The sequence below is a fragment of the Cupriavidus mimosae genome, from assembly GCF_023952485.1.
Lineage (GTDB): Bacteria > Pseudomonadota > Gammaproteobacteria > Burkholderiales > Burkholderiaceae > Cupriavidus > Cupriavidus taiwanensis_C.
In genome coordinates this window covers 22,809-41,238 of sequence record NZ_JALHRY010000019.1, presented here as the reverse complement: position 1 = coordinate 41,238, position 18,430 = coordinate 22,809, and the positions used below count along the sequence as shown (strand labels likewise).

Sequence of the window (18,430 nt, the reverse complement as noted above, 5' to 3'; positions counted from 1 at the left end):
ATTGAAAAATTCTCGAAGGAGTCATCATGGCTGTTCAACAGAACAAGAAGTCGCCGTCCAAGCGCGGCATGCACCGTTCGCACGACCACCTGTCGGCCGCGCCGCTGGCAGTCGAGCCGACCACCGGCGAAACCCACCTGCGCCATCACGTGAGCCCGAACGGCTACTACCGTGGTCGCAAGGTCATCAAGACCAAGAACGACTGATAGCTTCGCTAGGCGTGACGTTGCGTCTCGCTCGCGCATGCCTGTGGGTCGGACAATAATCGGTCAGACACAAAAAAGCGGCAAGATCGTTGCCGCTTTTTTGTTGGGCGCTCGGGATTCCCGCCGGGCGTGGCGTGCGCCGCCGCGCTATCCGTACCAGGAACAATGACGATCAAAATCGCTATCGACTGCATGGGCGGCGATCACGGGGTTTCCGTGACGGTGCCCGCGGCGATCAGTTTTCTTTCCCGCCACGACGATGCCGAGATGGTGCTGGTCGGCTTGCCCGATGCCATCCGGACGCAGCTGAAAAAGCTGCACGCGCTGGACCATCCGCGCGTCAGCATCGTCGAGGCCACCGAGGTCATCACCATGGATGACCCGGTCGAGGTGGCGCTGCGCAAGAAGCGCGACTCCTCGATGCGCGTTGCCGTCACCCAGGTCAAGGAAGGCCTGGCGGGCGCCTGCATCTCCGCCGGCAACACCGGCGCGTTGATGGCGGTATCGCGCTACGTGCTGAAGACGCTCGAAGGCATCGAGCGGCCGGCCATCGCCACCACCATTCCCAACCAGCAGGGCTGGGGCACCACGGTGCTGGACCTCGGCGCCAACGCCGACTGCGAGCCCGAGCACCTGCTGCAGTTCGCGCGCATGGCCGAGGCCATGGTGGCTGTCGTCGACCACAAGGAACACCCCACGGTGGGCCTGCTGAACATCGGCGAGGAAGTCATCAAGGGCAACGAGGTGGTCAAACGCGCCGGTGAACTGCTGCGCGCCTCGGAGCTGAACTTCTACGGCAACGTGGAAGGCAACGACATCTTCAAGGGCACCACCGACATCGTGGTCTGCGACGGCTTCGTCGGCAATGTGGCGCTCAAGAGCACCGAGGGCCTGGCCAAGATGATCGGCAGCATGATCAAGGAAGAATTCACCCGCTCGTGGTTTACCAAGCTGCTGGCCGCGGTCGCCATGCCGGTGCTGTCGCGCCTGGCCAAGCGGCTCGACCCGGCGCGCTACAACGGCGCGTCGCTGCTGGGACTGCGCGGGCTGGTGATCAAGAGCCACGGCTCGGCCGATGCCCATTCTTTTGAGTGGGCCATCAAACGCGGGTATGATGCCGCCAAGAATGGCGTGATCGCCCGCATCACCCGGGCCTTTGCCGATAAATCCAGCGCCGCAGGCGGTGCCCAGCCCGCCCCGGAGACAGAGGCGCCTGGCGCGCATCCCAGCACCCACGTCGCCTGAACGCCACGCGCGCCGGTCGAGCGTGCCGGCGGGCCATACGATCCGACAATACATGACCAAGTACGCAAAAATCATCGGTACCGGGAGCTGTCTGCCTCCGCGGCGCGTGACCAACCATGAGCTGGCCGCGCAGCTTGCCGAGAAAGGCATCGAGACCAGCGACGAGTGGATCGTCTCGCGCAGCGGCATCTCGGCGCGCCACTGGGCCGAGCCCGATGTGACCAGCAGCGCGCTGGCGGTCAAGGCTGCCGAGCAGGCCATCGAGGCCGCCGGCATCGACCGCCAGGACATCGACCTGATCATCGTCGCCACCTCGACGCCGGATTTCGTGTTCCCCAGCACCGCCTGTATCGTGCAGGAAAAGCTGGGCATCACCAATCATTGCCCGGCCTTCGACCTGCAGGCGGTGTGCTCCGGCTTTGTGTATGCGCTGGCCACCGCCGACAAGTTCATCCGCAGCGGCTCGCACCGCAACGTGCTGGTGATCGGCACCGAAGTGTTCTCGCGCATCCTCGACTTCAACGACCGCACTACTTGCGTGCTGTTCGGCGACGGTGCCGGCGCGGTGGTGCTGTCGGCGTCCGACGAGCCGGGCATCCTGTCCAGCGCGATGCATTCGGACGGCAGCCATGTCGACATCCTGTGCGTGCCGGGCAACGTCGCCGGCGGCAACATCACCGGCAACCCGTTCCTGCACATGGATGGCCAGGCGGTGTTCAAGCTCGCCGTCAACGTGCTCGACAAGGTGGCGCGCGAAGCCATGGAAGCCGCCAGCGTGTCGCCCGACCAGGTCGACTGGCTGATTCCGCACCAGGCCAATATCCGCATCATGCAGGGCACGGCTAAGAAACTGGGCCTGCCGGCCGAGCGCATGGTCGCGACCGTGCACGAGCACGGCAACACCTCCGCCGCCTCGATCCCGCTGGCGCTGGACGTCGCCGTGCGCGACGGCCGCATCCGCCCGGGCCACACCGTGCTGATGGAAGGTGTGGGCGGCGGCTTCACGTGGGGCGCGGTGCTGCTGCGCATGTGATATGCGGCCGGCGCCAGGGCGTGCCGAGCAGGCATGATGGGCCGCGGCGCCGGCCCCTGATTTCTTGTTAGGGTTTCCATCCGATGAAATTCGCTTTCGTATTTCCCGGCCAGGGTTCGCAGTCGGTCGGCATGCTCAATGCCTTCGCCGACAATGCCGTGGTGCGCGCCACCATGGAAGAAGCCTCGGCCGCGCTCGGCCAGGATCTCGGCCGCCTGATCGCCGAAGGCCCTGCCGAAGAACTGAACCTGACCACCAATACGCAGCCGGTGATGCTGACCGCCGCAGTGGCGATCTACCGTGCCTGGCTCGATGCCGGTGGCCCGGCGCCGGCGCTGGTAGCCGGCCACAGCCTGGGCGAGTACTCCGCGCTGGTGGCCGCGGGCGTGATCCCGTTTGCCGACGCCGTGCCGCTGGTGCGGTTCCGCGCGCAGGCCATGCAGGAAGCCGTGCCGGTGGGCGAGGGCGGCATGGCCGCGATCCTCGGCCTGTCGGATGAGGACGTGCGCGCAGCATGCGCCGAAGCGTCGGCCGCGGGCGTGGTCGAGGCCGTCAACTTCAACGCGCCGTCGCAGGTGGTGATCGCCGGCCACAAGGGCGCGGTCGAGAAGGCCTGCGAAATCGCCAAGGCCAAGGGCGCCAAGCGCGCGCTGCCGCTGCCGGTGTCGGCGCCGTTCCACTCGTCGCTGCTCAAGCCGGCTTCCGACCGGCTGCGCGAGCGCATGGCCGGCCTGGCTTTTTCGACTCCGTCGATTCCGCTGGTGAACAACGTCGACGTCGCCATCGTCAGCGATCCGGAGGCGATCAAGGATGCGCTGGTGCGCCAGGCCGCCGCGCCGGTGCGCTGGGTCGAGTGCGTGCAGAAGATGGCCGCCGAAGGCATCTCCCACGTGATCGAATGCGGTCCGGGCAAGGTGCTGGCCGGCATGACCAAGCGCATCGACGGCAACCTGAGCGGTGGCGCGATCTTCGATCCGGCCTCGCTGCAGGACACGCTGGCACTGCTGAAGTAAGCAACAGGACATCCGCATGACCAAACTACTCGACAACCAGGTTGCGCTGGTCACCGGCGCCTCGCGCGGCATCGGCCGCGCCATCGCGCTGGAACTGGCCCGGCAAGGCGCCACTGTGATCGGCACCGCCACCAGCGAAGCCGGCGCGGCCGGCATCACCGACTACCTCGGCGCCGAAGGCCTGAAGGGCAAGGGCGCCGTGCTCAACGTCAACGACGCCGCTGCCTGCGACGCGCTCATCGACGAGATCGTCAAGAGCCACGGCGGCATCGGCGTGCTGGTCAACAATGCCGGCATCACCCAGGACCAGCTGGCGATGCGCATGAAGGACGAGGACTGGCTTGCCGTGATCCAGACCAACCTGACTTCGGTGTTCCGTCTGTCGCGCGCGGTGCTGCGCCCGATGATGAAGGCGCGCCAGGGCCGCATCATCAACATTACCTCGGTGGTAGGCTCGGTCGGCAATCCCGGCCAGATGAACTACTCCGCGGCCAAGGCTGGCGTGGCCGGCATGACGCGCTCGCTGGCCGCCGAAATCGGCAGCCGCAACGTGACCGTCAACTGCGTCGCGCCGGGCTTTATCGACACCGACATGACCAAGGCGCTGTCCGAAGAGCAGCATGCTTCGCTCAAGACGCAGATCCCGCTGGGCCGCCTGGGGCAGCCCGAGGATATCGCCAACGCGGTCGCCTTCCTGGCCGGTCCGCAAGCCGCCTACATCACCGGCACCACCCTGCATGTGAACGGCGGGATGTACATGAATTAATGGTTTCCCGGCGCGTTTTTTCGGCCAAGAAGCCTGAAGAAGCTGCCGGAAGTCGTAGTTTTCCGAACCAATCGGGCGCGATTCTTGCAAAGCTTGGCAGGCAGCATTTCTGTTGTCCCAAACCTGCTAAAATGCGCCCACTTTTTGTCGAACTTCCCTGGAGGGTTACATGGACAATATCGAACAACGCGTCAAGAAAATCGTGGCAGAACAGCTTGGCGTGGCCGAGGCAGACATCAAGAACGAATCCTCGTTCGTGAACGATCTCGGTGCGGACTCGCTGGACACGGTTGAACTCGTGATGGCGTTGGAAGATGAATTCGGCATGGAAATTCCTGATGAGGAAGCCGAAAAGATCACGACCGTGCAACAGGCTATCGACTACGCCACCGCGCACGTCAAGGCCTAAGCCCGTCGTCTCTGCATTCCGAGCCACAGAAGGCAGGTGGGCGGGCCATTGCGGCCGCGCCTTGCTGTTTTCTGTGGCTTTCGTCTGTTCGAAGAAGCAGAATGGAATGAGCTTCGCCGCACGGCCTGCTGGGCCGGCGGCGTGCAACTCCGCGTTCCGTTCCCGTTTCACGCACCCGTAGGAAAACATAGTGAGCCGTCGTCGCGTCGTCGTCACTGGGCTTGGCCTTGTGTCTCCGGTCGGAAACACGGTTGCCGAAGGCTGGGCCAACCTGGTAGCCGGCAAGTCCGGCATCGCCACCATCACCAAATTCGATCACTCCGCGCTGTCCGTGCACTTTGCCGGCGAAGTGAAGGGTTTCAATGCCGAGGACTACATCCCGGCCAAGGAAGCCCGCAACATGGATACGTTTATCCATTACGGCATCGCGGCCGGGACGCAGGCGCTGAAGGACAGCGGCCTGGAAGTGACCGAAGCCAATGCCGAGCGCATCGGCGTGCTGGTCGGCTCGGGCATCGGTGGCCTGCCGATGATCGAGGATACCCATGCCGTGCTGAGCGAGCGGGGTCCGCGCCGGATTTCGCCGTTCTTCGTGCCCGGCTCGATCATCAACATGATCGCCGGCCACCTGTCGATCATCCACGGCATCAAGGGCCCGAACCTGGCCGCCGTGACGGCGTGCACCACCGGCCTGCACAGCATCGGCCTGGCCGCTCGCCTGATCCAGGCCGGCGATGCCGACGCCATGCTGGCGGGCGGCGCCGAATCGACCGTGTCGCCGCTGGGCATCGGTGGCTTCGCCGCCGCGCGCGCTCTGTCGACCCGCAACGACGATCCGGCAGCGGCCTCGCGTCCGTGGGACAAGGACCGCGACGGCTTCGTGTTGGGCGAGGGCGCGGGCGTGATGATGCTGGAGGAGTACGAGTCGGCCAAGGCGCGCGGCGCTCGCATCTATGCCGAGCTGATCGGCTTCGGCATGAGCGGCGACGCCTACCACATGACCGCACCGAACATGGACGGCCCGCGCCGCTGCATGGTCAATGCGCTCAAGGATGCCGGCATCAATACCGACCAGGTGCACTATCTGAACGCGCACGGCACCTCCACGCCGCTGGGCGACAAGAACGAGTCCGATGCGATCAAGGCGGCGTTCGGCGACCAGGCCTACAAGATGGTGGTGAACTCGACCAAGTCGATGACCGGCCATCTGCTGGGCGGCGCCGGTGGCCTGGAATCGGTCTTCACCGTGCTGGCGCTGCACAACCAGGTCTCGCCGCCGACGATCAACATCGACAACCAGGATCCCGAGTGCGACCTGGACTACGTGGCCAACACGGCGCGCGAGATGAAGATCGACGTGGCGGTGAAGAACAACTTCGGTTTCGGCGGCACCAACGGCACGCTTGTTTTCCGCCGCGCCTGATCCGTGGTTGAGGCGGGCCCTTAAGGGGTTCCATAAGGGGCTGCGCCATGGCAGGGTCCACCCGCTGGGGTGGGCCCTGTTCGTGTTTTGTGCCGGCGAATTGCTGGCGCTCGCGCTGCTGGCGCGCGCGCTGGCCGACGCCATCGCCGGCAGCCAGGCCGGATTGCTCTGGTGGCACCTCGCCGCGGGCATGGGCCTCGCACTGGCCGCAGCGGCGACACTGCGCCCCTGGCCGGCATGGTGGCGCGGCCTGCGCTGGACCTGTGCGGCCGTGCAGGACGCCGACGTCGAAGGACCCCTGCGGGTCTGGCTGGAAGCGCCACGCGGCGCGCGGCGCGAGGCCGTCGTGCGGCAGTGCTGGCAGATCGGAGGCGCCACGGTGGTGTGCCTTGCCCCCGCCCGCCCGGAGCTGCCCGGCGTCATTCTGCTTCCCTGGCAGGCAGCCGGCCCCGAACTGGCGCGATGGCTGCGACGGTCCGCGCGAGTTGCACTGCGGGTGCAACCTGATGCCCGGACAGGGAACGATTTTGTTAGCTTGCGGTCACAGGATGCGCGTTGCTTCACCGGGCGGGCTGAGAATCGTAGGTAAAATACAACGTTTGTCGTGACGACCAAACCAAGAGATACACTGCAGGTGAGCCATACGTGAGCGAACGCGAAGCCGATCAGCTCCTAGTTGAACGCGTCCAGCAGGGCGACAAGCGGGCCTTTGAACTTCTGGTGACCAAATACCATCGGAAGATCATTCGCCTGATTTCGCGCCTGGTCCGGGATCCCGCTGAAGTCGAGGATGTGGCGCAGGATGCCTTCATCAAGGCATACCGCGCCTTGCCCCAGTTCCGCGGGGAGTCGGCCTTCTACACGTGGCTGTACCGGATCGCCGTCAACACCGCCAAGAACTACCTGGCCACCCAGGGCCGCCGCCCGGAAGCGTCCAGCGATATCGATGCGGAAGAGGCTGAAACTTTTGCGGACGGTGAACAACTAAGGGATATCAATACGCCGGAGTCGATGCTCCACACGCGGCAGGTCGCCGAGACGGTGAACCGCGCGATGGAAGCACTTCCGGAAGAATTGCGGACCGCCATCACGCTGCGCGAGATCGAGGGCCTCAGCTACGAGGAAATCGCGGAAGCGATGGGATGCCCGATCGGCACGGTGCGCTCGCGGATCTTCCGTGCGCGCGAGGCGATTGCCGAACGATTGCGCCCGCTGCTGGGAACGGCAGAGGGCAAGCGGTGGTAAGTGGCGGTCCAGGTGGTAGAAGAATGTCGTGCGGCCAGCGTTGCAGCCTATTCCTGCATCGATAAGCGACAGCAGTAACGGGATTATCGGTGTTCAATGGAATGTCTTGGGGTGGGAAATGGGTCAGGCTCATAAGCAGTCGGTTCATGTAGTGGAAGCAGCGGAGCAGATCTCCGTATTGATGGATGGCGAACTGGCGCCGCACGAAGTCGATGCCGTGCTGGATCTCGCGAAGAGCGAGGCCGGCATTTCCGACTGGACTACGTACCAGTTGATCGGCGACGCACTGCGGTCCGAAGATCTGACGCAGGCGGGCTCCACCGCCGATTTCCTCTCGCGTTTCTCCGCGCGCCTGGAAGCCGAGCCGCACGTGCTGGTGCCGGCGGTGGCGCAGGCCCGCGCCCGCCATCGCCTGTTGGTCCGTCCGTCGTGGGTGCGCCGCGTGATGCCGGGCACCGCCATTGCCGCCGCCGTGGCCGCGGTCAGCTGGGTAGTGGTGCCGCAGATGCGCGGTCCGGCCACGCTCGGAACGCCTGACGCCGTGGTGGCCCGTGCCGAGCAGCCGGCCGCTGGCCAGGCCGCCGGCATCGTCACGGTCGCCGCGGACGCGCCGCAGATGATCCGCGACCCGCGCCTGGACGAATACCTGCGTGCGCATCGCACTTCAGTGGCAACGGATGCTTTCGTGCCGACCATGCGCACGGTTGCCAACGGTGCAAACTTCACTCAGGAAAATACGCAGGAATAATGCCGGACATGCATAAAGGAGGTTCGTCCGCCCATGTAGCGGGCGCGCAGAGAATTAGGGCCCTGCGTAGGTCCTTTTTTCTGGCCTTGTGTCTGAGCGCTGCCGCGGCCACCGCGCAGCCTTCGGACAATACGCTGAACCGACGCGACGCCACTGCCTGGCTCAACAAGATCCATAAAGCCGCACAGCGCGAGAACTATGTCGGCACGCTGATTTATCAGCGCGGCAGCGTCATGCACGCCTCGCGTATCCAGCATTACAGCGACCTCGTTCACAACGAATACGAACGGCTGGAAACCCTCGACGGCAAGCCGCGCGAAGTGCTGCGCCAAAACGACGTGGTGCACAGCCTGATCCCTGAAGCCAAGCTGGTGGTGGTGGAAAAGCAGGAAGCCAAGGACCGCTTCCCGGCGCTGCTCGCCACCAACAAGAACGATGTGCTGGATCTGTACGACATGCGCAAGATGCCCGCCGAGCGCGTCGCCGGCATGGAGTGCGAGGTCTTTGCGCTGGAACCGCACGATGCCGCGCGCTACGCGGTGCGCCTGTGGGCGGAGAAAAACTCCGGCCTGCTGATGCGCGCTCAGACCATCGGCGACGGCGGCAAGGTGCTGGAACAGGTGGCGTTCTCGCAGGTGCAGATCGGCGTCCCGTCCGAGAAGCAACGCATCCTTGGCGCGATCAAGAATTCCAGCAGCTGGAATCACTATGAGGTGACCTACCAGCCGACCAGCATCGCCGACGAGGGTTGGTCGATCGCGGTGCCGCTCAAGGGTTTCCAGAAGATCCGCGAGGTTCGCCGCCCGCTCGGCGAGCTACGCGCGCCGACCCCGGGCAATGCCCGCGGGCAGGTGTTCGAAGTGCTGCAGGTGGTCTACAGCGATGGGTTGACCGGCCTGTCGGTCTTCATTGAGCCGGTTTCCGAGCAACGCGCGCGCCGCGAAGGCGTGGCCGCGCTCGGCGCGACCCAGGTCGTGGTGCGCCGGGTTGCCGATTTCTGGATCACCGTGGTGGGCGAGGTGCCGGCGAGCACCGTGCGCCAGTTTGCGACGGCCGTAGAGTACCGTCCGCCCAAGACGGTACACTGAGCGTGAGCAGGTGCAGCCGGCGTCCGGATGTCGTCCGGGGCCGGCTCCATGAAACCTGCGCAGGGGTCCCCCGCCACGGGATCACATCCAGTCGGTTTTTCTTCTTTTCGCTGAATCCCGGGAGTTGTCGATGATGTTCAGATCTCCAGCCCTGGCGCGGGCCGTGGTCATGGCTGCCATGATGCTGCTCGGCCCGACCGTTGCCGAAGTCAGCCACGCCCAGGCCGCTGCCTCCAATTACAACCTGCCCGACTTCACTGACCTGGTGGAGAAGGCCAGCCCGGCCGTGGTCAATATCCGCACCACCGAACTGGTGCGCCAGCGCGGCGCGCCGGGCAGCGACGACGAGATGGCCGAATTCTTCCGCCGCTTCTTCGGCGTGCCGATGCCCGGCGCCCCTGCGCCCGGCACCCCGCCGCGCCGCGGCCAGCCGCCGCAGCAGGAAGAGCAGAGCCGAGGCGTGGGCTCGGGCTTCATCATCAGCCAGGATGGCTATGTGATGACCAACGCGCACGTCGTCGCCGACGCCGAGACCATCTACGTGACGCTGCCGGACAAGCGCGAGTTCAAGGCCAAGCTCATCGGTTCCGACAAGCGCACCGACGTAGCGCTGCTCAAGGTCGAGGCCAGCGGGCTGCCGCGCCTGCCGCTGGGCGACTCCAACAAGGTCCGCGCCGGCGAGTGGGTGCTGGCGATCGGCTCGCCGTTCGGTCTGGACAACAGCGTGACCGCCGGCATCGTCTCGGCCAAGGGCCGTGACACCGGCGACTACCTCCCGTTCATCCAGACCGACGTCGCGGTCAATCCCGGCAATTCCGGCGGGCCGCTGATCAACCTGCGCGGCGAAGTGATCGGCATCAACTCGCAGATCTACAGCCGCAGCGGCGGCTACATGGGGATTTCGTTCGCGATCCCGATCGACGAAGCCATGCGCGTGTCGGAGCAGCTCAAGTCTTCCGGGCGCGTGACGCGCGGCCGCATTGCCGTGGCGATCGGCGACGTCACCAAGGAGGTTGCCGATTCGCTGGGCCTGGGCCGCGCGCGCGGTGCGCTGGTCGGCAGCGTCGAGCCGGGCGGTCCCGCCGAGAAGGCGGGCATCGAGGCGGGCGACATCATCCTGAAGTTCAATGGCCGCGATATCGAGCGGGCCTCGGACCTGCCGCGCATGGTGGGCGAGACCAAGCCCGGCACGCGCGTGCCGCTGCAGCTGTGGCGCAAGGGCGCGACCCGCGAGGTCAGCATCACCGTCGCCGAGCTGGAGCCGGACGGCAAGGCCCGCGCCCGCAGCGGGGCGGCGCCCAAGGACGACAGCGCGCCGCAGGCCGGCAAGCCGAATGCGCTGGGCCTGGTGGTCAGCGACCTGCCCGAGGCGCGCCTGAAAGAGCTCAAGCTCAAGTCCGGCGTCGAGGTCGAATTGGCCGATGGCCCGGCGTTGCGTGCCGGCATCCGTCCAGGCGACATCATCCTGCGCCTGGGCGACACCGACGTGACCAATGCGCGCCAGTTCAACGAACTGGTGCGCGGCCTGGACAAGAGTCGGATCGCCGCGGTATTCGTGCGGCGCGGCGACGCCACCCAGGTGCTGACGCTGCGGCCCGGCGCCGCCTCGACGCGCTGATCTCGACTAGCCATGGCCGCGACGCCCGCGCTGACGCTGTACGGCCGGGCGTACTGCCACTTGTGCGAAGACATGAAAGTCGCGCTGGAGCCGCTCCGGCGCGATTTTTCTTTCATCCTTCATGAAGTCGATGTCGACGCCGATGTCGCGCTGGAGGCGCGCTTTGGCGAGCTGGTACCGGTGCTGATGCCCGGCACGCCGGCGGACTTGCCGGCAGACTCGTCGGCGAATGCCGCGCCCCTTTGTCACTATTTCCTTGACGAGGCGGCGACAAGGGTCTGGCTTGCCGCACATGGCGCGGGCCGCACCGACCGCTGAACGCTGCCGGCATCCGCGCCACGTCACCATTTGACGACCCGGAAGTCATTGAAAATCCGGTAAAATTGCGGATTGGCGCAAAAATTGCACCCCCGAACCCGCGGTATGCCCGCGCACGCCTTGCGGCGCGCGGCGCCCGGCCGCTCACGCTTGTTGCCGCCCGGGCTTTCAGCCGGCGCTTCCTGAACACTAGATGGACCATATCCGTAATTTCTCGATCATTGCCCACATCGACCATGGGAAGTCCACCCTGGCCGACCGGATCATTCAGCTTTGTGGAGGGCTGTCGGATCGGGAGATGGAAGCGCAGGTTCTCGACTCGATGGATATCGAGAAAGAGCGCGGCATCACCATCAAGGCGCAGACCGCCGCGCTGAGCTACAAGGCGCGCGACGGCAAGATCTATAACCTGAACCTGATCGACACCCCGGGACACGTCGACTTCAGCTATGAAGTCAGCCGCTCGCTGTCCGCCTGCGAAGGCGCGCTGCTGGTGGTCGACGCCTCGCAGGGGGTTGAGGCGCAGACCGTCGCCAACTGCTACACCGCGATCGAGCTGGGCGTGGAAGTGGTGCCGGTGCTGAACAAGATCGACCTGCCGCAGGCCGACCCGGACAGCGCGATCCAGGAGATCGAGGACGTCATCGGCATCGACGCGCAGGATGCCACGCCGTGCTCGGCCAAGACCGGGCAGGGCGTGCAGGACGTGATCGAGGCCCTGATCGCCAAGGTGCCGCCACCCAAGGGCGACGCCGACGCGCCGCTGCAGGCGCTGATCATCGACTCGTGGTTCGACAACTACGTCGGCGTGGTGATGCTGGTGCGCGTGGTCAACGGCACGCTGCGCACCAAGGACAAAGTGCTGCTGATGGCCACCGGCGCGCAGCATCTGGTCGAGCAGGTGGGCGTGTTCACGCCCAAGTCGATCCAGCGCGACGCGCTGACCGCCGGGCAGGTGGGCTTTGTCATCGCCGGCATCAAGGAACTGAAGGCGGCCAAGGTCGGTGACACCATCACCACCGTGCAGCGCAAGGCCGAAGCGCCGCTGCCGGGCTTCAAGGAAGTCAAGCCGCAGGTGTTTGCCGGCCTGTATCCGGTGGAAGCCAACCAATACGAGGCGCTGCGTGAATCGCTGGAAAAGCTGCGCCTGAACGACGCTTCGCTGATGTTCGAGCCGGAGGTGTCGCAGGCACTGGGCTTCGGCTTCCGCTGCGGCTTCCTCGGCCTGCTGCACATGGAGATCGTGCAGGAGCGCCTCGAGCGCGAGTTCGACATGGACCTGATCACGACCGCGCCGACGGTGGTGTACCAGGTCGAGATGCGCGACGGCACCATGATGACCGTCGAAAATCCGGCGAAGATGCCCGACCCGAGCAAGATCGAGGCGATCCTGGAGCCGATTGTCACCGTCAACCTGTATATGCCGCAGGAATATGTCGGCTCGGTGATTACGCTGTGCACGCAGAAGCGCGGCTCGCAAATCAATATGAGCTACCACGGCAAGCAGGTGCAGCTGACCTACGAGATCCCGATGGCGGAGATCGTGATGGATTTCTTCGACCGCCTGAAGTCGGTGTCGCGCGGCTATGCGTCAATGGACTACGAGTTCAAGGAATATCGGCCGTCCGACGTGGTCAAGGTCGATATCCTGATCAACAGCGACAAGGTCGACGCGCTGTCGGTGATCGTGCACCGCTCCAATTCGCAATACCGCGGGCGCGAAGTCGCGGCGAAGATGCGTGAGATCATTCCGCGCCAGATGTATGACGTGGCGATCCAGGCCGCCATCGGCTCCAACATCATCGCGCGCGAAAACGTCAAGGCGCTGCGCAAGAACGTGCTGGCCAAGTGCTACGGCGGCGATATCTCGCGCAAGAAGAAGCTGCTGGAAAAGCAGAAGGCAGGCAAGAAGCGGATGAAGCAGGTCGGTACCGTCGAGATTCCGCAAGAGGCCTTCCTGGCCATCCTGCAAGTCGACGACAAGTAAATTGCCGCGGGCAGTGGCAGGGGCGACGCCCCCGCACCCTTGCCGGCGTGGGGACAGAACAGGCTGTACCAGGATTTCCAAGAACCAGAAGCCGTCATGAATTTTGCACTGATCCTTTTTGTGCTGGTGGTGATTACGGGCGTGGCGTGGGTGGCCGACAAGCTCGTGTTCGAGCGGCAGCGCCGCTCTTCGGCGCGGCTTGCGCTGGCCGAGTTCGATTCGCAGCAGGGCCGCCTGCAAGGCGGCTTCGGTGCGGCCGATGCCGACGCCACGCGCAAGCGCCTGGCCGAGGAAAAGCTGCGCCAGCCGTGGTGGCTGGAGTATTCGGCCAGCTTCTTCCCGGTGATCCTGGCGGTGTTCGTGCTGCGCTCGTTCGTGGTCGAGCCGTTCAAGATCCCGTCCGGCTCGATGATCCCGACGCTGCTGATCGGCGACTTCATCCTCGTCAACAAGTACGAGTACGGCATCCGCCTGCCGGTGGTGAACAAGAAGATCATGGACATGGGCGAGCCCCAGCGCGGCGACGTGATGGTGTTCCGTTACCCGAAGGACCCGTCGCTCGACTACATCAAGCGCGTCATCGGCGTGCCGGGCGACGTGGTGCAGTACGCCAACAAGCGCCTGACCATCAACGGCAAGCCGGCCGAGTACACCGCGCTGCCGGATTTCCTCGACGAGGAGCGCCTGGCCTATTCACGCCATTTCCGCGAAAAGCTGCCGGGCGGCGTCGACCATGGCATCCTGAACGACGCCGACCGGCCGGCCTTTATCGCCGGCGCGGATCCGGATTTTCCGTACCGGGACAACTGCACCTACAATCAACAGGGCGTGACTTGCAAGGTACCTGCAGGTCACTATTTCGTCATGGGCGACAACCGCGACAACAGCCTCGACTCCCGTTACTGGGGTTTCGTGCCGGACCAGAACATCGTCGGCAAGGCGTTCGTGATCTGGATGAACCTGGGCAATTTCGGACGCGTGGGATCGTTTAAATAAGCATCTCCGCGGCGCAAGAACACTCAACAAAACGAGGGCAGGCGCGATGGGTCGATTTGGGAAGGTGGGGGCAGGGAACCGTCCGGCACGGCGCCGGGTTGATGCCGGCGGGTTTTCCGTGTGGACGCTGCTGGTGATCGTGGTGTTCGTGGTCGGCGTGGCCTTGCCGGCGCTGCGCGCGATCCCGAGCCTGGTGGAATATTTTTCGGTCAAGCGCGCCGCGGGCTATGCCAAGCAGCGCGCCGCCAACAAACGTGAAGTGGTCGAATTCTTCGAAAAGCAGGCCGCCATCGACCGCATTACCGCGGTCAAGGGCGAAGACCTGCTGATCCGGGAAGACGATAACGGCACCATCCAGTCGGTCGATTTCTCGTACCGCACCGAGGTGCCAGTCTACGGACCCCTGAGCCTGTTGATTACCTATTCAGGAACGCAGCATTGATATGAACCTTGACGCCTTGCAGCAACGACTCGGCTACCGATTCAGCAAGCCCGAATTGCTGCAACAGGCGCTGACGCACCGCAGCCACAGCGCCCAGCACAATGAACGCCTGGAGTTCCTCGGCGACTCGGTGCTCAACTGCGCCGTGGCTGACATGCTCTATGGCATGTTCGGCAAGCTCGACGAGGGCGACCTGTCGCGGGTGCGGGCCAACCTGGTCAAGCAGCAGGCGCTGTATGAGATCGCCCAGATGCTGCAGTTGTCCGATACCCTGCGCCTGGGCGAGGGCGAGCTGAAGAGCGGCGGCTTTCGCCGCCCCTCGATCCTGGCGGATGCGCTCGAAGCCATCGTCGGCGCGGTATTCCTCGACGCCGGCTTCGATGCCGCGCGGGCGCTGATCCGCAAGCTCTATATCCCGATCCTGGAGCAGGTCGACCCGCGCACGCTGGGCAAGGATGCCAAGACCCTGCTGCAGGAATACCTGCAGGGCCACAAGATTGCCCTGCCGCAATATAACGTAATCGCCACACACGGGGCCGCGCACAGCCAGCAGTTTGAAGTCGAGTGCACCGTGCCTAAACTGGAAGTCCGGGTGTTCGGCACCGGCGCGTCGCGGCGCGCCGCCGAGCAGGCCGCCGCCAAGCTGGCGCTCGATGAAGTCCAGAAGCTGGTGCCGCAGCTGCTCAAGCGCAGCCGCGCCGAGCGTACCGGCAAGACCCGCAAGCAACCCCAGCCGCAGGACCCGCAGCTGTCTCTCAGGTTGAAGGAATGACCGAATCTACCCATCCGCAGCAAGACGCGGCGGATCCCCCGGCCGCGGCGTTCCGCTGCGGCACCGTGGCCATCGTCGGCCGCCCCAACGTGGGCAAGTCCACGCTGATGAACGCGCTGGTCGGCCAGAAGATCAGCATCACCTCGCGCAAGGCGCAGACCACGCGGCATCGCATCGTCGGCATCCAGACCACCGATGACGCGCAGTACGTGTTCGTCGACACGCCGGGCTTCCAGACCCGCCACGCCAGCGCGCTGAACCGTTCGCTGAACCGGGCGGTCACGTCCACGCTGTCGTCGGTGGACCTGGTGCTGTTCGTGGTCGAGGCCGGTTACTACGGCGCCGACGACGAGAAGGTGCTGTCGCTGCTGCCGAAGAACACGCCGGTGCTGCTGGTGACCAACAAGCTCGATCGCATCGGCGAGAACCGCTCGGAAGTTATGATGCCCTTCCTGGAAAAGATGGGGCAGCTGTTCCCGTTCCGCGAAGTGGTGCCGATGTCGGCCAAGACCCGCGACCATATCGCGCGGCTGTTCGAGATCATCCGGCCTTACCTGCCGGAGGGCGAGCCGATGTACGACGCCGACGCCATGACCGATCGCAGCGAGCGCTTCCTGGCATCGGAAATCATCCGCGAGAAGGTGTTCCGCTGGACCGGCGACGAGCTCCCGTACACCAGCACCGTAATCATCGACAAGTTCGAGACCGAAGGACGCCTGCGCCGCGTCTTTGCCACCATCCTGGTCGAGCGCGATGCGCACAAGGCCATGATCATCGGCAACAAGGGCAGCAAGCTCAAGCAGATCTCGACCGAGGCCCGCCTCGACATGGAAAAGCTGTTCGACGGCAAGGTCTACCTGGAAATGTGGATCAAGGTGAAGAGCGGCTGGGCCGACAACGAAGCCGGCCTGCGCGCATACGGCTACGAGTGAGCCCGGCAACGATCCCGACGCCCAACCCGACAGCGAGCCCTCAGCGAGCGCCCCGTGAGCAAGACCGCTGACATCGCGCGCGCGCCTGCCCCCAAGGCCCGGCGCGCCGACCCCGTGGTCGACGAGGCCGCCGAACTGCTCGACAGCGGCGCGCTTCCAGGCATGGCCGACGCCGCCGCGCGCGCGATGATGGATCGCGCCATGCGCATCGTGCCGGCGCGGCCCGAATCGCGCGTGGCCGAGCAGCCCGGCTTCGTGCTGCACGCCTGGCCGTACCGCGAGACCAGCCTGATCCTGGACCTGTTCACGCGCGACTACGGCCGCATCTCGATGGTGGCCAAGGGCGCCAAGCGGCCCCACTCGGCGCTGCGCGCGGTGCTGCAGCACTTCCATCCGGTCTCGGTGTCATGGAGCGGCCGGGGCGAGGTCAAGACCCTGACCAAGGCGGAGTGGGTCGGCGGCATGCCGCCGCTGGCCGGCGACGCGCTGCTGTCGGCGTTCTACCTGAACGAACTGCTGATGCGCTTCTGCCCGCGCGAGGACGCGCATCCGGTGCTGTTCCGCCATTACCTGTCGACGCTGACGCGACTGGCGCATGGTGAGCCGGCCGGCCTGGTGCTGCGCGGCTTCGAGCGCGTGCTGCTGCAGGAAACCGGTTTCGCAGTGGCGTTCGACCAGTGCCTGAGCACCGGCGAGCGGGTGCTGCCGGGCCATGACTATGTCTACCAGCCCGAGCGCGGCGTGCGCCGCGCCCAGCCGAGCGATCCGTCGACGTGGCCGGTGGTCTCGGGCCAGACCCTGCTGGACATGGCGCAGGACGACTACAGCCGCGCGCAGACCGCCGCGCAAAGCCGCGCGCTGATGCGTTTCCTGCTGCATTATTATCTGCAAGGCGCGCCGCTGAAGACGCGCCAGATACTGATCGACCTGCAGTATCTGTAACCGACAAAAACCTCTGACTTACTCCTGCACCTGCTCGCATGATCTTCCACGCAAATCCGGGCGTCATCGACCTTGGCGTCAATATCGACCACGTGGCCACGCTGCGCAATGCGCGCGGCACGGTGTACCCCGATCCCATTCGCGCCGCGCTGCTGGCGGAGCAGGCCGGCGCCGACCTGATCACGCTGCACCTGCGCGAAGACCGCCGCCATATCCGCGATGCCGACGTGCGCGCGCTGCACCCGCAACTGGCCACGCGCATGAACCTCGAATGCGCGATCACGCAGGAGATGCTCGACATCGCCTGCGAGATCCGCCCGCAGGACGTGTGCCTGGTGCCGGAGCGCCGCGAAGAGGTGACCACCGAGGGCGGGCTGGACGTGGCCGGCCGCTTCGAGCAGGTGAAAGCGGCGTGCGCGCAGCTGGCCGCTGCCGGCATCCGCGTGTCGCTGTTCATCGATCCGGACGTGGACCAGATCGCCGCGGCCGCGGCCTGCGGCGCGCCCGTGATCGAGTTGCACACCGGCCGCTATGCCGACGCGCATACCGCTGACGAGCAGGCGACCGAGTTCCGCCGCATCGCCGACGGCGCCGATGCCGGGCAGAAGCATGGCCTGGTGGTCAATGCCGGACACGGGCTGCACTACACCAACGTGCAGCCGATTGCGGCGCTGCCGGGCATCAAGGAGCTGAACATCGGCCATGCCATCGTCGCGCATGCGGTATTCGCGGGCTGGGAGAACGCGGTGCGCGAGATGAAGGCGATCATGGTGGCCGCGCGCCTGGGCACGCAATATCCGGCCGGGGGCACCCCGGCGTGATTTACGGCATCGGCACCGACATCATCCAGATCGCGCGCGTGCAGGGCGTGATGACGCGCACCAACGGCCGTTTCGCCGAAAAGGTGCTGGGCCCCGACGAGCTGGCCAAGTATCACGCCCGCAAGGCCCGTTCGGAAAAGCGCGGCCTGGCGTTCCTGGCGACGCGCTTCGCGGCCAAGGAGGCGTTCTCCAAGGCGATCGGCCTGGGCATGCGCTGGCCGATGACGTGGCGCGCGATGGAACTGATGAACCTGCCGTCCGGCGAGCCCACCGCGGTGTGCCATGGCGAGCTGGCTGCGTGGCTGGCGGAACGCGGGCTGGTCGTGCGGGTCAGTGTCAGTGATGAACATGATTACGCAGTCGCCTTCGCCATTGCAGAGCGCAGCGGCGCGGCGGCGTCTCAACCTACAGCCTTGTGAACCCAAC

The 18,430-nt window shown here is 65.5% G+C and carries 21 protein-coding genes; all 21 read left to right on the top strand.

The features are described 5' to 3' along the window. Positions 1–26: 26 nt before the first annotated feature. The 21 genes from rpmF (at position 27) to acpS (ending at position 18,423) form a co-directional block, all read left to right on the top strand. The gene (gene rpmF, locus MKD50_RS26435) at positions 27–206 is read left to right on the top strand and encodes a 50S ribosomal protein L32 (RefSeq protein WP_010814675.1); all 180 of its coding nucleotides are present in this window, start codon (positions 27–29) and stop codon (positions 204–206) included. A 165-nt stretch (positions 207–371) separates the two neighbouring features. After that, positions 372–1,451 (top strand): phosphate acyltransferase PlsX, encoded by a 1,080-nt coding sequence (gene plsX, locus MKD50_RS26430; protein ID WP_115703910.1) that lies wholly within the window; start codon positions 372–374, stop codon positions 1,449–1,451. 52 nt (positions 1,452–1,503) lie between these two features. Then, on the top strand, positions 1,504–2,484 hold the full coding sequence (locus tag MKD50_RS26425) for a beta-ketoacyl-ACP synthase III (protein ID WP_115703908.1): 981 nt from the start codon (positions 1,504–1,506) through the stop codon (positions 2,482–2,484). 83 nt (positions 2,485–2,567) lie between these two features. Next, positions 2,568–3,497, top strand: a complete 930-nt coding sequence (gene fabD / locus MKD50_RS26420; RefSeq protein WP_252669367.1) for an ACP S-malonyltransferase — start codon at positions 2,568–2,570, stop codon at positions 3,495–3,497. Positions 3,498–3,513: 16 nt separating this feature from the next. Continuing rightward, entirely contained in the window at positions 3,514–4,263 is a 750-nt protein-coding gene (fabG, locus tag MKD50_RS26415; protein ID WP_092309615.1) for a 3-oxoacyl-ACP reductase FabG, read from the top strand. A 169-nt stretch (positions 4,264–4,432) separates the two neighbouring features. After that, a complete protein-coding gene (gene acpP, locus MKD50_RS26410) occupies positions 4,433–4,672 on the top strand; it encodes an acyl carrier protein (protein WP_008644813.1) in 240 nt (79 codons plus the stop codon). 190 nt (positions 4,673–4,862) lie between these two features. Further along, a complete protein-coding gene (fabF, locus tag MKD50_RS26405; RefSeq protein ID WP_115703905.1) occupies positions 4,863–6,095 on the top strand; it encodes a beta-ketoacyl-ACP synthase II in 1,233 nt (410 codons plus the stop codon). Next, positions 6,076–6,684: a hypothetical protein gene (locus tag MKD50_RS26400; RefSeq protein WP_252669365.1), complete on the top strand. Its 609-nt coding sequence runs from the start codon at positions 6,076–6,078 to the stop codon at positions 6,682–6,684. Before fabF ends, MKD50_RS26400 begins: the two co-directional genes overlap by 20 nt. A 56-nt stretch (positions 6,685–6,740) precedes the next feature. Next, positions 6,741–7,340 carry an RNA polymerase sigma factor RpoE gene (rpoE, locus tag MKD50_RS26395; protein WP_012353313.1) on the top strand — a complete coding sequence of 200 codons (600 nt, stop codon included), beginning with the start codon at positions 6,741–6,743 and terminating at the stop codon, positions 7,338–7,340. Positions 7,341–7,458: 118 nt separating this feature from the next. Then, on the top strand, positions 7,459–8,088 hold the full coding sequence (locus MKD50_RS26390) for a sigma-E factor negative regulatory protein (RefSeq protein WP_240074657.1): 630 nt from the start codon (positions 7,459–7,461) through the stop codon (positions 8,086–8,088). Positions 8,089–8,096: 8 nt separating this feature from the next. Then, a complete protein-coding gene (locus tag MKD50_RS26385; RefSeq protein WP_115703990.1) occupies positions 8,097–9,176 on the top strand; it encodes a MucB/RseB C-terminal domain-containing protein in 1,080 nt (359 codons plus the stop codon). A gap of 130 nt (positions 9,177–9,306) precedes the next feature. Further along, a complete protein-coding gene (locus MKD50_RS26380; RefSeq protein WP_115703899.1) occupies positions 9,307–10,794 on the top strand; it encodes a DegQ family serine endoprotease in 1,488 nt (495 codons plus the stop codon). Between the two features lie 12 nt (positions 10,795–10,806). Then, positions 10,807–11,112 (top strand): glutaredoxin family protein, encoded by a 306-nt coding sequence (locus MKD50_RS26375; protein ID WP_115703897.1) that lies wholly within the window; start codon positions 10,807–10,809, stop codon positions 11,110–11,112. Positions 11,113–11,305: 193 nt separating this feature from the next. Beyond that, positions 11,306–13,099, top strand: coding sequence for a translation elongation factor 4 (lepA, locus tag MKD50_RS26370; RefSeq protein WP_115710143.1), 1,794 nt, complete (start codon positions 11,306–11,308; stop codon positions 13,097–13,099). Between the two features lie 96 nt (positions 13,100–13,195). Further along, positions 13,196–14,095: a signal peptidase I gene (gene lepB / locus MKD50_RS26365; protein ID WP_240072355.1), complete on the top strand. Its 900-nt coding sequence runs from the start codon at positions 13,196–13,198 to the stop codon at positions 14,093–14,095. A gap of 46 nt (positions 14,096–14,141) precedes the next feature. Further along, on the top strand, positions 14,142–14,537 hold the full coding sequence (locus MKD50_RS26360; protein WP_252669363.1) for a DUF4845 domain-containing protein: 396 nt from the start codon (positions 14,142–14,144) through the stop codon (positions 14,535–14,537). Between the two features lies 1 nt (position 14,538). Beyond that, positions 14,539–15,309, top strand: a complete 771-nt coding sequence (rnc, locus tag MKD50_RS26355) for a ribonuclease III (RefSeq protein WP_012353305.1) — start codon at positions 14,539–14,541, stop codon at positions 15,307–15,309. Then, the gene (era, locus tag MKD50_RS26350) at positions 15,306–16,241 is read left to right on the top strand and encodes a GTPase Era (RefSeq protein ID WP_115703889.1); all 936 of its coding nucleotides are present in this window, start codon (positions 15,306–15,308) and stop codon (positions 16,239–16,241) included. Before rnc ends, era begins: the two co-directional genes overlap by 4 nt. Positions 16,242–16,295: 54 nt before the next feature. Further along, complete coding sequence (recO, locus tag MKD50_RS26345; RefSeq protein WP_240072354.1) at positions 16,296–17,183, top strand: DNA repair protein RecO; 888 nt, start codon at positions 16,296–16,298, stop codon at positions 17,181–17,183. A gap of 38 nt (positions 17,184–17,221) precedes the next feature. Further along, the gene (gene pdxJ / locus MKD50_RS26340) at positions 17,222–18,004 is read left to right on the top strand and encodes a pyridoxine 5'-phosphate synthase (RefSeq protein ID WP_252669361.1); all 783 of its coding nucleotides are present in this window, start codon (positions 17,222–17,224) and stop codon (positions 18,002–18,004) included. Further along, positions 18,001–18,423, top strand: a complete 423-nt coding sequence (acpS, locus tag MKD50_RS26335) for a holo-ACP synthase (protein ID WP_111517564.1) — start codon at positions 18,001–18,003, stop codon at positions 18,421–18,423. The genes pdxJ and acpS overlap by 4 nt, the downstream gene beginning before the upstream one ends. The last annotated feature ends 7 nt before the right edge of the window (positions 18,424–18,430 follow it).